14 protein-coding genes are annotated in these 13,260 nt (G+C 47.9%); 6 read left to right on the top strand and 8 right to left on the bottom strand.

Translation table 11 applies throughout. The features are described 5' to 3' along the window. The first annotated feature begins 404 nt into the window (after positions 1-404). A complete protein-coding gene (trhA, locus tag N5E84_RS12835; protein WP_095661213.1) occupies positions 405-1,064 on the top strand; it encodes a PAQR family membrane homeostasis protein TrhA in 660 nt (219 codons plus the stop codon). Here trhA and N5E84_RS12830 read toward each other — a convergent pair. The 6 genes from N5E84_RS12830 to def form a co-directional block, all read right to left on the bottom strand. Beyond that, complete coding sequence (locus N5E84_RS12830; RefSeq protein ID WP_019283076.1) at positions 1,061-1,606, bottom strand: DUF3157 family protein; 546 nt, start codon at positions 1,604-1,606, stop codon at positions 1,061-1,063. The two genes, trhA and N5E84_RS12830, sit on opposite strands and share 4 nt — an antisense overlap. A 1-nt stretch (position 1,607) precedes the next feature. Further along, positions 1,608-3,053 carry a TrkH family potassium uptake protein gene (locus tag N5E84_RS12825; RefSeq protein WP_019283077.1) on the bottom strand — a complete coding sequence of 482 codons (1,446 nt, stop codon included), beginning with the start codon at positions 3,051-3,053 and terminating at the stop codon, positions 1,608-1,610. 12 nt (positions 3,054-3,065) lie between these two features. Beyond that, positions 3,066-4,442 carry a Trk system potassium transporter TrkA gene (gene trkA, locus N5E84_RS12820; protein ID WP_026027554.1) on the bottom strand — a complete coding sequence of 459 codons (1,377 nt, stop codon included), beginning with the start codon at positions 4,440-4,442 and terminating at the stop codon, positions 3,066-3,068. A gap of 74 nt (positions 4,443-4,516) precedes the next feature. After that, on the bottom strand, positions 4,517-5,797 hold the full coding sequence (gene rsmB / locus N5E84_RS12815; protein ID WP_019283078.1) for a 16S rRNA (cytosine(967)-C(5))-methyltransferase RsmB: 1,281 nt from the start codon (positions 5,795-5,797) through the stop codon (positions 4,517-4,519). Positions 5,798-5,856: 59 nt separating this feature from the next. Next, positions 5,857-6,804: a methionyl-tRNA formyltransferase gene (fmt, locus tag N5E84_RS12810; protein WP_019283079.1), complete on the bottom strand. Its 948-nt coding sequence runs from the start codon at positions 6,802-6,804 to the stop codon at positions 5,857-5,859. Positions 6,805-6,820: 16 nt separating this feature from the next. Further along, positions 6,821-7,330 (bottom strand): peptide deformylase, encoded by a 510-nt coding sequence (gene def / locus N5E84_RS12805; protein ID WP_043004842.1) that lies wholly within the window; start codon positions 7,328-7,330, stop codon positions 6,821-6,823. Positions 7,331-7,470: 140 nt separating this feature from the next. On the opposite strand from def, the gene N5E84_RS12800 reads away from it, so the two are divergent. Genes N5E84_RS12800 through N5E84_RS12785 form a run of 4 tightly spaced genes read left to right on the top strand, consistent with a single transcriptional unit; the run spans position 7,471 to position 10,789 of the window. Beyond that, positions 7,471-8,601 carry a LysM peptidoglycan-binding domain-containing protein gene (locus tag N5E84_RS12800; protein WP_069212091.1) on the top strand — a complete coding sequence of 377 codons (1,131 nt, stop codon included), beginning with the start codon at positions 7,471-7,473 and terminating at the stop codon, positions 8,599-8,601. Then, the gene (gene dprA, locus N5E84_RS12795) at positions 8,601-9,710 is read left to right on the top strand and encodes a DNA-processing protein DprA (RefSeq protein WP_019283081.1); all 1,110 of its coding nucleotides are present in this window, start codon (positions 8,601-8,603) and stop codon (positions 9,708-9,710) included. Before N5E84_RS12800 ends, dprA begins: the two co-directional genes overlap by 1 nt. Positions 9,711-9,712: 2 nt before the next feature. Continuing rightward, positions 9,713-10,189 (top strand): DUF494 family protein, encoded by a 477-nt coding sequence (locus tag N5E84_RS12790; protein WP_019283082.1) that lies wholly within the window; start codon positions 9,713-9,715, stop codon positions 10,187-10,189. A gap of 27 nt (positions 10,190-10,216) precedes the next feature. Further along, positions 10,217-10,789 carry a type I DNA topoisomerase gene (locus tag N5E84_RS12785; RefSeq protein WP_029388412.1) on the top strand — a complete coding sequence of 191 codons (573 nt, stop codon included), beginning with the start codon at positions 10,217-10,219 and terminating at the stop codon, positions 10,787-10,789. 72 nt (positions 10,790-10,861) lie between these two features. On the opposite strand, the gene N5E84_RS12780 is transcribed toward N5E84_RS12785, so the two are convergent. Together N5E84_RS12780 and purE are read right to left on the bottom strand one after the other, a co-directional pair. After that, on the bottom strand, positions 10,862-12,001 hold the full coding sequence (locus N5E84_RS12780; protein ID WP_019283084.1) for a 5-(carboxyamino)imidazole ribonucleotide synthase: 1,140 nt from the start codon (positions 11,999-12,001) through the stop codon (positions 10,862-10,864). 4 nt (positions 12,002-12,005) lie between these two features. Next, positions 12,006-12,491: a 5-(carboxyamino)imidazole ribonucleotide mutase gene (purE, locus tag N5E84_RS12775; protein WP_010319910.1), complete on the bottom strand. Its 486-nt coding sequence runs from the start codon at positions 12,489-12,491 to the stop codon at positions 12,006-12,008. Positions 12,492-12,691: 200 nt separating this feature from the next. Between purE and N5E84_RS12770 the strand changes: the two genes are divergently transcribed. After that, positions 12,692-13,249 (top strand): L-threonylcarbamoyladenylate synthase, encoded by a 558-nt coding sequence (locus N5E84_RS12770; protein ID WP_010319909.1) that lies wholly within the window; start codon positions 12,692-12,694, stop codon positions 13,247-13,249. Positions 13,250-13,260 lie beyond the last annotated feature (11 nt).

Below are 13,260 nucleotides of genomic sequence, written 5' to 3'. Positions count from 1 at the left end.
GCCAATCTAATGGCCTGAATCACCATGAGTTGAGCTTCATAATTGAAGGGTGGCTCTTCTGGCTCTCGCCAATCCAAATAATGATTCAGGAATAACGATATGCTTTCATATCGTAGTTAGATTAGCACCAAGTTTTGAATTGATCGATAGTTGAACGATTGTTGAGATGAATATTCTTGCAAATAAAGCTTAAAATTGTGTGAGATGCTTGGTTGAGTTTGTCATCTGATCGGCATTACATCGCGTTTTGTTAAATAGGAGGTACCTATGTCGTTTACGAAAAACTCGCGATTTATCGCTCTCCTTGATACCCGTTTCGTTACGAAATTTGTATTTAGGCTTACAACTGTAAGCTGAGGTGTGCAATACTAAGCCCACATTTTATTGCTTTTGGTATGGTGTTTATGTCTGTTGTTGACAATGACGGCTATGGTGCTGGTGAAGAACGGGCGAATGCACTGAGTCATGGTTTGGGGCTATTACTTAGTTTTGTCGGTTTAGTCTTGCTGCTGATCAAGGCAACAAGTGCGCAGGCCGATGCATTGACTTATATCAGCATGAGTCTCTATGGTGGCAGCATGATAGCGTTATTCCTTGCTTCAACGCTGTATCACTCCGTTGCGACACCGAAAGCCAAACGCTGGCTAAAAACGTTCGACCACTGCGCCATTTATCTACTGATTGCCGGAAGTTACACACCCTTTTTGTTGGTTAGCCTTCGCACTCCTTTGGCGATAGGTCTTATGGTGGTGATCTGGCTGCTGGCGCTGCTCGGTATCATCATGAAAATTGCCTTTGTCTACCGTTTTAAAAAGTTCTCACTAGTGACTTATTTGGCGATGGGGTGGTTATCCTTGGTTGTGATCTACCAACTGGCCCTCAATATCGAGGTCGGTGGTTTGGTGCTACTTGCTGTTGGTGGTTTGGTCTATTCGCTCGGGGTGATTTTTTATGTAGCGAAACGCATTCCCTATAACCATGCGATTTGGCATTTATTCGTGCTAGGTGGCAGTACTTGTCACTTTTTTGCGGTTTACCTTTTTGTTCACCCAGTAAGTGCTTAACGCATTTCGACCCGCTCAATGTTGGCCGAAATTTGATAGCCTTGCTGGCGATCAATCTGAAGGGTAATCGGCTTTCCTTGCGCTTGAGTTTGTGGGCGTAAATAGCTATCAGCCATCCGTTTAATGGATTGCCAAATGGGTAACTGCTGAGTGAGCAGCGGTTGACCTTGCTTGTCATAAAGAGTGATACTGAGCACTACCGCAATGACAGATTGCGAGCTTTGATTGGTGATGGCTGTTGGGATAACGAGTGTATCTCCTTGGTAGTAAGCCGCGCCGAGTACCACTTCCACTCCAGAATCTGACAGTTGTAAAATCGGTTTTTCACTCCCCATCTCAAAGGTGGTTGCTCGGGCTTTTTGAGCAATAGGGGCCGCGTGAATGACGGTTTCCGGCGACATTGATTGCGGTTCAACATATTGCCATGTGAAATCATCATTGAGTTTCACTTGGCGGCCATCTTCTAAGGTCAGAACTTGCGCGCAAGATGCTGCGCTTGCTGTCACGCTTAACAGCATCATTATCACAGGTATTGTCTTCATCTTAACGTCGCCAAAATGCAGGGAAAAACAGAACGATAATCGTCAAAATTTCTAAACGCCCCATCAACATCCCTAAGCTCAGAACCCACTTTGCTGCGTCAGGCAGTGGTGCGAAGTTGCCCGTCGGGCCAATCACCGAGCCCATTCCGGGACCAACGTTGGCCACTGCTGTGATGGAACCTGAAATGCTGGTGACAGGGTCAAGGCCCATTGCACTGAGCGCGCCTGCGATAGCAATGACAGTGATCAAAAAGGTCAAACCAAAAGCGACGACTGAGCGGACAATATCATCATTAACCGGACGATGATTATAGCGCTGTACGAAGATGCCTGATGGATGGACCAACTTCATAATTTGTTTATTGAGCAGCGTCATCGCAATTTGGAAGCGGAACACTTTAATCCCACCAGAGGTTGAGCCGGAACAAGCTCCTGCTGCCATTAAGAAGATGAACAGCGTGCTTGGCAGTGCGCCCCAGGCGGTGAAATCTTCCAAACCAAAACCAGTAGTCGTGACCACTGAAACGATATTAAACATCGCCACTCGCAGGGCGTCCAACCAGTAGTAGCCTAGTTTGAGATTCAGCCACAACGCAATGATGAGACTGGCAATTAGGAAAAGATAAGCAAATCCGCGAACTTGTGCGTCTTTTATGATCACTTTGATATTTTGTTTTCGTGCCGCAGCAACAAACAGTAGAAAGGGCAAGCCCCCCAAAAACATAAACAGCGTTGCTACCCAGTGTGCACCGTTTGAGAAGTGGTTCATCGAACCGTCGGAGGTGGAATATCCACCAGTCGACAAGGTGGTGAATGAGTGGTTGATCGCTTCAAAAAGCGTCATGCCAGTGAGGATGTAGCCAATCAAGCACAGTAAGGTCAGTACCAAATAGACCAGCACAATATTTTTCGCGACAGTTTTGGCGCGTGGGCTACTTTTATCGGACCAATCAGACGATTCGGTTTGGAACAGTTTCATCCCACCCACATTGAGCATTGGTAATACCGCTACCGCCATTACGATAAACCCAACCCCACCAAGCCATTGCAGAATAGAACGCCACAACAAGATGCTGGGCGGCATATTATCAAGGCCACTGAGCACGGTTGAACCTGTAGTGGTTAACCCTGACATAGTTTCAAAGTAGGCGTCGGTAAAGCTGATGTGGTTGATAAAGACGAAAGGGAGCGCTGCGAAAGCGCTGGCAACCGTCCACACTAAGCTGGTGATGAGAAACATATCGCGCACGCTGAGCTTAAAGTGCGCGGTACGCCCCAAGCTTAAGCAGATAAAGGCGACAATATGAGTGATGATGACCGCTTGAGCAAAATCAAGGAAGCCACCCGTACCGGTAAAAAAAGCGACCAGTGTCGGCACATACATAAATAGGGCGAGCTTAGACAGCACGAGTCCTATAACGAATGAAATGGGGCGTAAATTCAGCATGACGCCAATGACCTATAGGAAAAATGGGCTAGGTTGGAACAAGGCTTCCACATCGGGCACGTACTTTTTATCCACTAAGAACATCACCACGTGATCATCTTGCTCGATAATAGTGCGGTCATGGGCGATTAACACTTCTTCACCACGCACAATCGCGCCAATGGTTGTGCCCGGTGGCAGTTTAATATCACCCACTGCGCGTCCCACCACTTTAGAGGTGTTTTGGTCGCCATGTGCAATTGCCTCAATCGCCTCTGCCGCGCCACGGCGTAGCGAAGAGACGTTAACGATATCGGCACGACGTACGTGAGTCAGCAGTGCGGAAATGGTGGCTTGTTGGGGTGAAATCGCGACATCAATCACGCCGCCTTGTACGAGATCGACATACGCGCCACGCTGGATAAGTACCATCACTTTTTTCGCGCCCATACGCTTGGCGAGCATGGCGGACATGATGTTGGTTTCATCTTCGTTGGTGAGCGCAATAAATACATCGACTTGGTCGATGTTCTCTTCGGCTAGCAGCTCTTGGTCCGCCGCATCACCACAAAATACTATGGTGTTTTCTAACTCTTCCGATAACTGCTCTGCACGTGGGTAATTACGCTCAATCAGTTTAACGCTGTAGCTGTGCTCTAAACGTTTGGCTAAGCTTGCCCCAATGTTACCCCCGCCAACAATCATGATACGGCGATAGGTTTTTTCCAGCCGCTGTAGCTCACTCATGACCGAGCGAATATGATTACTGGCTGCCACGAAGAACACTTCATCGTCAGCTTCAATAATGGTGGTGCCTTGCGGGCGAATCGGCCGACCTTGGCGGAAAATAGCCGCGACGCGGGTATCAATGTGCGGCATGTGTTCACGTAGCGCTGAAAGAGCATTACCCACCAATGGCCCGCCGTAGTAAGCTTTCACAGCCACTAGGCTCACTTTTTCTTCGGCAAAACTCACTACTTGCAGTGCGCCGGGGTATTGGATCAACCGTTCAATATAGCTCGTCACTAGCTCTTCAGGAGCGATGAGGTGATCCACCGGGATCGCGCCTGACTGAAACAAAGTCTCTTTTTCAAGCAGATATTCAGGAGAACGAATACGCGCAATTCGGTTGGGCGTATTAAACAAAGAGAACGCCACCTGGCATGCCGCCATGTTGGTTTCGTCGGTATTAGTGACCGCAACCAGCATGTCCGCGTCCTGTGCGCCCGCTTCACGCAGTACATCAGGGTGGCTGGCGTGGCCATGAATCACCCGCAAATCGTACTTGTCTTGCAGCTCGCGCAAGCGGTCACTATTTTTGTCGACAATGGTGATGTCATTGTTCTCGCCGACCAAGTTTTCGGCCAGTGTGCCACCGACCTGACCTGCACCAAGAATAATGATTTTCATACTCTGTTCTCTTTCTACCTGCCGAATATCGGCCACTGAAAAGGCAGCAATAATGCTGCCAATGTGCGTCGAATTTACGCTTGTTTGGTTAATACTGCGTAGTAAAAACCGTCCATATCTTCTTCTCCGGGGAGTATCTGACGCCCCGGCTGCTCACGATCGGAACCCACTAATTGAGCGTTATGAGTTCGTTCTAAGAAGGCTTTGACCTGCAAGCTGTTTTCTTGTGGAGTGATCGAGCAGGTTGCGTAAACCATAGTGCCACCGACTTTTAATTGCTTCCACATTGCGTCCAGTATTTCGCTTTGTAATTGAGCCAATGCCTCAATATCGCTACCACGACGTAGCCATTTGATGTCTGGATGACGGCGAATAACCCCAGTGGCAGAGCAAGGTGCATCTAATAAAATTCGGTCAAACTGTTCGCCATGCCACCACTCTTCAGGGTAACGAGCATCACCGCAGATCACATCAGCGCGAAGTTGCAGGCGTTCTAAGTTGTCATAGACGCGTTCAAGGCGGGTTGCATCGCTGTCAATCGCAACCACTTCAGTATCGTGTGTGTGCTCCAGGATGTGCGCGGTTTTACCCCCTGGGGCGGCGCAGCAATCTAAAATAAGCTCGTCTGCTTTAGGTTGAAGGTAGTCAATCGCTAGCTGCGCAGCGGCATCTTGCACCGATACCCAACCACGATCAAAACCGGGTAAAAGCGTTACATCGCAAGGTGCAGCGAGTTTTATTGCGTCGGCGGCGTGAGAGTGCACGCTGCACTCGATATTTTCGCTAGCTAGTAGTGCAAGATATTCATCACGAGTGTGGTGCTGACGGTTGACGCGCAACCACATTGGCGCTTTTTGATTGTTCGCTTGCACAACCGTTTCCCACTGTTCTGGGTACGCTTGTTGTAACAGTTTAAGTAGCCAACTTGGGTGGCCATATTTGCCTGCGTTGTGGCTAACGGCGATAGCGTCCAGTGCTTCTTGATCGCGCAAGTAGCTGCGCAATACGGCGTTGATTAGCCCACCTAAATTTTCACCGCGCAATGTTTTGGTGCCTTCAACCGTCTCGGCTACTGCGGCGTGAGCGGGAATGCGCATAAAGCTCAATTGGTAGATACCAACTAAAATAAGATGGTGAAAAACCCGCTTTTTCCCTTTCAGTGGGTTGTCCATTAGCTCATTGGCAATTGATTCCAAACGAGGCAAATAACGCAAAGCCCCGTAGCAGATCTCTTGCAACAGAGCGTGGTCTCTTGGGCGGATGGTTTTTTGCGCCGCAGGAAGTGCGTGAGAAAGTGAGTGGCCTTTATCAACCACTTGAAACAACACGTTAGCCGCAGCTGCGCGAACATTCATAGAAGTACCGACTTTAAATAAATGAAAATCAATGGGGGCATCTCTGCCCTCGTTAAGGTTTAGCTAAGTTGTGTGCCGACTTCAAACCAGCTTGCGCGCGAATTGAGAATATCTTGCACTGACATCGCTTTTTTGCCGGGCACTTGCAACTGCTCAAGCACCAGTAAGCCGTTGCCGGTTGCCACATAAATACCCGATTTATCGGCTTGAACAATCGTGCCTGCAGGGTGGTCGCTGGTTTGTGCTTCAACGCGACTTTGCCACACTTTAATGCTGTTCTCAGCCACATAAAAATGGCTCATTGGCCATGGATTAAAAGCACGCACGCAGCGTTCAATAAAAGCGGCATCCGCTGACCAATCGATTTTGGCTTCTTCTTTGCTAAGTTTTTGTGCGTAGTTAGCCAATGTATCATCTTGTTGAGTGGCAATCGCTTTGCCACTGGCGATATCGGCGATGCATTCTACCAACGCTTGTGGGCCTAACTCGGCCAGTTTGTCATACATAGAAGCGCTGGTGTCTGTTGCCTCAATCGGCAGCTTAGCAATTTTGAGCATATCGCCCGTATCTAGGCCGACATCCATTTGCATGATGGTTACACCCGTTTCACTGTCTCCCGCCCAGATCGAGCGTTGGATCGGTGCGGCACCACGCCACCGTGGCAGAATGGAACCGTGTACGTTAATACAGCCAAGCCTTGGCATATCAAGTACGGCCTTTGGTAGCAGTAATCCGTAGGCGACTACTACCATTAAATCTGCGTTGAGATCGGCGAGCGCTTGCTTGGCTTCGTCGCTCTTAAAGTTCGCTGGCTGATACACAGCAATATTGTGCTCAACGGCCATCTGTTTCACTGGGCTGGCGGTCAGTTTTTTACCGCGCCCTGCCGGGCTATCGGGCTTAGTGTACACCGCGATAACCTCATGCTCCGAAGACAACAACGCCGCCAAATGACGGGCGGCGAAGTCCGGAGTACCTGCAAACACAATGCGTAATGATTGGCTCAAGGTAACCTCACTTAAGTTAGTTTTTTTCGTTATAGCGTTTGATTTTCTCTAGCTTATCTCTAATACGCTTACGCTTTAATGGCGAAAGGTAATCAACAAACAGTTTGCCTTGTAAGTGATCAAGCTCGTGTTGAACACAAATGGCTAAAAGGTCATCCGCTTCAAATGAGAATTCGTTGCCATCACGATCTAACGCTTTGACTGTGACTTCTGCTGCGCGAGGAACAAGGGCGCGTGAGCCCGGGACCGACAGACAGCCTTCTTCAATGCCATCTTCACCGCGTTTCTCTAAAATTTCAGGGTTAATCAGAACCATTGGCTGGTCGCGATTCTCTGAAATATCGATCACAACGATGCGTTGGTGAATATCGACTTGCGTTGCGGCAAGGCCGATACCGTCCTCGTCGTACATAGTCTCAATCATGTCATCGACGATTTTTTGGATCTCAGGTGTCACTTTCTCTACCGGTTTTGCCACGGTACGAAGACGATCATCTGGGAATGTTAATACTTGTAATACAGACATATACACTCGAAATATTGAACTGTGCCGAAACAGCTTAAAGCTTGTTGGCTCAATTCTAGACATTTTATGACCCAAATGACAGCATCCAAATGTTAATAATCTGATTCATCCTTACTTATTTCGGCCAAGGAACAGAGGTCATGTCACGATTTATTCGTTATTTAGTGTGTGTGTTTTTACCGTTGTCATTGGTCGTTAATGCGTTGGCGGCGGAGGATATGGCGCTCACCGTCAAAGCAAATGCCCCGCAGACATACACGGTCGTCAAAGGAGATACCTTGTGGGATATTTCTGCGCTCTATCTTGATAACCCGTGGTTGTGGCCACGTTTATGGCAAATTAACCCAGAGATCGATAACCCGCATTTGATTTATCCCGGCGATAAGCTGACCTTAGTCTGGCGTAACGGACAGCCGGTGTTGAGTTTAAAACCTATGGTCAAGTTGAGTCCGAAAGTGCGTATGCTTGAGAAAAAAGCGGTTCCGACGGTGCAAGAGGGATTAGTGTTGCCGTATCTGCATACGGATCGCTTACTGGATAAGCAAACATTACAAGAGAGCCAGCGTGTGCTCGGTGCCAGCGACGGTAAACAATACCTGACGGCGCAAGATACGCTCTACATAAGCGGGCAACAGACTCACCCCAAATGGGGTATTTATCGTGAAATCGCTGAGTTTTCTCGTCATGATGCTGCCGCGAAAAATAAAACTATGGTTGCTTTGCGTTTGATTGCTTCTGGTGAATTGGTCTCCGCCGATGAGGCTTTTAGCGGGCTAACCATCACCGCACAGCAACAAGAGATAAGAGTCAATGATATTGCCCTACCTGAAGTGGGCGTCGAAACCTTAACGCTTTCAACCACTTTTTTCCCATCGCCATCGCTACTACAAGCTGAAACGCACATCCTCGGATCGTTGGAGGGTAGTGAGTATTCGGCGCAGAATCAGGTAGTTGTGATCGATAAAGGCCTTGCAGATCAACTGCGTCAAGGGACGATGTTTGATTTGATTCAAGCTGGTTCTAAAGTGTCTGGAAAAAAAGGACAGCACCAACAGAACCTTGATGAAACCCTGCAATTACCAAGCAGCTTGGTGGGCAGTTTGATGGTCATTCGACCTTATGAACATTTTAGCTTAGCTTTGATTACCGATAGCCGCGTGCCGATTGGTAAAAGTGTCATCGCGGTTTCGCCGCTCAAACCAGAGCTAACAATCGAGCCAAATGAACAAGCCGATATGGACTCGGTGGTTAAGGATGATACCGCAAGCTGATGGAGCAGAACGAATTAGCGGCGTGGCTAGCATTCAGCTTTGTGCCCAAATTGGGTGGCAAGAAACTTTCTCGCCTTGCTAGCGTCGCTTCTCTTGCTCATTTAATTGACTATTCCGAGCAGGAGTTAGCCGCGTTGGGTCTAGTTCAAGAGCAAATCCGTTATCTGCGCGAGACGGCCCCTCAAGAAGTTGAAGAATGCCTAAGTTGGCAGCAAGCTCATGAGTCTCATTACATCCTTACTCCATTTTGCGATGGTTACCCTTCTTTACTAAAAGAAATTGCTACCGTACCTCCGGTTTTATTTGTCAAAGGACGAATAACAGCACTCTCTGATCCGCAAATGGCGATCGTCGGCAGTCGTAATGCGAGCCCTGATGGCCAACGAGTTGCTCATCAGTTTGCGCGAGAATTTGTGCAACAGGGCTTGGTAGTCACCAGTGGTTTGGCATTAGGTATTGATGGACATGCTCATGACGGTGCGTTGCAAGCGGGTGGTGAGACGATTGCCGTGCTCGGTTCGGGCCTTGAATCTATTTACCCAGCGCGGCATAAAAAATTAGCGCAACGGGTGATGGAAAGCGGAGCATTAGTCTCGGAATTTCGCCCCAAAGCCAAACCAAGGCCGGATAACTTTCCGCGGCGCAATCGCATTATCAGCGGGTTAGCGGTTGGTGTTTTAGTGGTGGAAGCGGCGGAGAAAAGTGGCTCGTTGATCACGGCGCGTTATGCGGCTGAGCAAGGGCGAGATGTGTTTGTTATTCCGGGCTCAATTGCCAACCCAAATTGCCACGGTAGTAATCAACTTATTCGTTGTGGGGCGTGCTTGGTGCAAAACAGTGAACAAGTATTGTCCGAAATTGGCACCTTAGTGGATTGGTCATTGCGTCAAAAGTCGCCTCAACCGGATTTATTTTCAGCTCAGAGCGATCAGCAATTGCCATTTGCTGAACTGTTAGCTAACGTAGGAGTAGAGGCTACGCCTGTTGATATTCTTGCGAGCAGGACCGATACACCTGTCCATGAAGTCATGATGCAGCTTTTAGAGCTTGAGCTTTCAGGTTATGTTGTTGCCGTTTCTGGCGGCTATATTCGTAAAGGGAAGGGTTAGCTATGATGATGGATATATTGATGTATCTATTTGAAACCTACGTCCATAGCGATGTAGATTTGCAAGTCGATCAAGATGAGCTTGAAGATGAATTGCTTCGAGCCGGTTTTCACCAGAAAGATATCTATAAGGCCTTGAATTGGTTAGAAGAGCTTGCAGCATTGCAACAAAGCGATGCTCATTCAGCGATGGCAACCAGTGCTGCGACTTCGATGCGGATGTTCACAGCACAAGAGATGGACAGGCTGGATCTTGAAAGCCGAGGTTTTTTATTGTTCCTTGAACAAGTGAAAGTATTAACCCCTGAAATTCGTGAAATGGTGATTGATCGAGTGATGGGTTTAGAAACCAATGAATTTGAATTGGATGACTTGAAGTGGATCATTTTGATGGTGCTATTTAATGTTCCGGGAAATGAAAATGCTTACACGCTTATGGAAGAGCTGCTATACACCAAAGATCAAGGTATTTTGCATTGATTGCAGCCGTTCGTTTAGTTGAGCATTATGAGTCGTAAAACTGAGTCCCCCCTTTTTTCTGCGCATGGACAAGCGCTGCAGCATGAGCCTTGTCCGCAATGTGGTGGCCAATTACAGCTTCGTCAGGGTAAGCATGGGCTGTTTTTAGGCTGTAACCATTATCCCAATTGTGACTATATTAAGCCGCTGCAGCAAAATGATGGTCATATCGTTAAGGAGTTGGGTGTGCCATGCCCAGAGTGTGGCCATGAATTAGTGTTACGCCAAGGTCGTTATGGCATGTTTATCGGGTGTAGCCATTATCCGCATTGCCACCATATCCAAGATACAGATTCCCCTGCAGACAATGTCCCTCAGTCAAAACAGCTTTGTCCTGAATGTTTGAAAGGCCATTTAGTGGAGCGAAAAACGCGCCATGGTAAAACTTTTAATGCTTGCGATAATTACCCTAAATGCAAGTTTGCCCTCAATCAGCAACCTGTTGCTGTTAAATGCGAAAAATGTGGGTTTGGATTATTGATAGAGAAAAAACTCGCCAGTGGTATCAAGCTGCAATGTGCTGATCGAAAATGTGGTCATATTCAATCCGCCACAGAGTAAAGCGACGGCATATGAAAATGGCACATTGAACGTGCCATTTTTTATCCGTATTTATCGTCAATTAGGTTTATTTTAGAGAGTCGGCTTGAGCGCTTGAACAAAATGGTGCAAGGCTGGATACGTTGTCGCATCAAGCACTTCAGCCAAGCGACAGAGCGTTCGTTGCAACTGCGCGTTGTAATCTGCACTGACATTAATATGGCCCATTTTTCGCCCAGCACGTTTCTCTTTGCCATACCAATGAATGTGGCAACCTTCAATCGCCATAACGGCTTCTGGTAAATTGTCCTCACCCAAAATATTAATCATCGCGGTTGGGCGAAGTAACTTCGTGCTGCCTAAAGGTAAGCCACATACTGCGCGAAGGTGATTCTCAAATTGACAGGTTTCTGCGCCTTGCTGTGTCCAGTGACCAGAGTTATGGACTCGTGGTGCAATTTCATTCACCAACAATGTTCCCTGCACATCAAAAAACTCGAGCGCTAGCACACCGACATAATTGAGACGAGCGGCAACCGAGGTAAACATCGACAGTGCTTGCTCTTGCAAGGCTGGGTCATCTATCGCCGTTGATAAACTTAGTACACCGTTAATGTGCACATTTTCTGCCAGCGGGTAAACCGCGATGCTGCCATCTTTGGCACGCGCGCCGACTAAGGAGACTTCACGATCAAAGGGGACAAACTGCTCTGCCACTATCGCTTGAGTCGGAGTTGCTTGGATACAGGCTTCCATTTCTGGCCAAATGAGCTCTGCTTGTGAAGCTTCTTTTAAACGCCATTGCCCCTTTCCGTCATAGCCACCCAGTGCACTTTTTAGAACTATAGGCAGGCCGATGTTAGTTATCGCGGCATCTAAATCTTCACGAGTATTAATCACAAAGTATTGGGCATTTTTTGCGTTGGCTTCATCGAGTAGCGCTTTTTCAAGACGGCGATCGCCTCCGGCTTTAATGGCTTCGACGCTAGGAAGAAACTTACCACTTTGCTCACAAACAGTGAGAATTTCATGGGGAATATGCTCAAATTCAGCGGTAATGACATCCGCTTGTTTGATCGCATTGTCTAAACCATGACCAGTGATGTGTAATGTCAAAGGATGGACGATGTTACCGCTGCCCACATCAAAAGCGGAGATTTGAATGTTCAGAGGAGCGCCAGCCAGCGCCATCATGCGTGCCAGTTGCCCAGAGCCCAAGACTAAAACGTGCATAGTATCAATCCTCTGCAGGGTTAGGGTGGCTCAACACCGCTTCAGTTTGTGCTAAACGAAATGCTTCCACTTTTGCCATGACGGCCTCATCACTGGTGCCGATGATTTGCGCGGCAAGCAGCCCAGCATTGGCCGCACCTGCTTCTCCAATAGCTAAAGTGCCCACCGCAATCCCTTTTGGCATTTGCACAATCGAGAGTAAAGAGTCCATCCCTTTGAGTGCCTTTGACTGAACGGGAACGCCAAGTACCGGCAAGCTAGTAAACGCTGCCGTCATGCCCGGCAGGTGTGCGGCTCCGCCTGCGCCAGCTATGATGACTTTAAGGCCGCGTTCTCTTGCGCTGGTGGCGTAATCGGCAAGAAGTTGAGGTGTGCGGTGAGCAGAGACAACTTTGGTTTCGTATGCCACACCAAATTGATCCAACATGTCAGCAGCTAGCTTCATTGTGGGCCAATCGGATTTTGAACCCATGATAATTCCGACTTTCATCTCAAACTCCTTAATACTTCTAAAAATGGGGTGATCGGGATAATTTGAGCGCATTATACGAGTATTTTTTCCTTAGGAAAACGTTTGCGTCAGCTTAATTGTGCAATTGATACATTTTATAAACAAATAGCTTTAGCCAGTTTTCAACGAAGTTTGTACACTTAGCCGCACTGTATTAAAGAAACCGATGGACAGTTTTTGTGAATAACTTTGAACACACTTTGCAGGCTCTACGTGACGGTGAAGTAATTGCCTACCCAACGGAAGGCGTGTTTGGGGTTGGGTGTGACCCAGATAACCCGCAAGCCATTCAGAAGCTCTTAGCGCTCAAGCAGCGTCCTGTGGAAAAGGGGTTGATTTTAATTGCGGCCTCTTACGAACAATTGCTTCCTTATATTGATGAGAGCCAGTTGACATCAGAGCAGATCGCACGAGTACATGCCACCTGGCCTGGCCCTGTGACATGGATAATGCCGACCAGTGATAAAGTCTCTACTTGGGTGAGTGGGCAATTTGATTCAATAGCCGTACGTGTGACAGATCATCCTTTAGTGCAAAAGCTATGCAATGCGTTTGGAAAACCATTAACCTCGACCAGTGCGAATTTAAGTGGTCTTGCACCTTGCCTGACAACGGAAGAAGTTGAATCGCAACTGGGTGAGCAACTGGTTGCGATTTTAGATGGTCAAACCGGTGGTCGAAATAAGCCCAGTGAAATTCGTGACGCGAAAACCTCACAAGTATTAAGACAGGGTTAACCCTGCTAAGG

Source organism: Vibrio sp. J502, assembly GCF_025397955.1.
Lineage (GTDB): Bacteria > Pseudomonadota > Gammaproteobacteria > Enterobacterales > Vibrionaceae > Vibrio > Vibrio anguillarum.
This window is presented reverse-complemented; position numbering and strand designations above follow the sequence as displayed.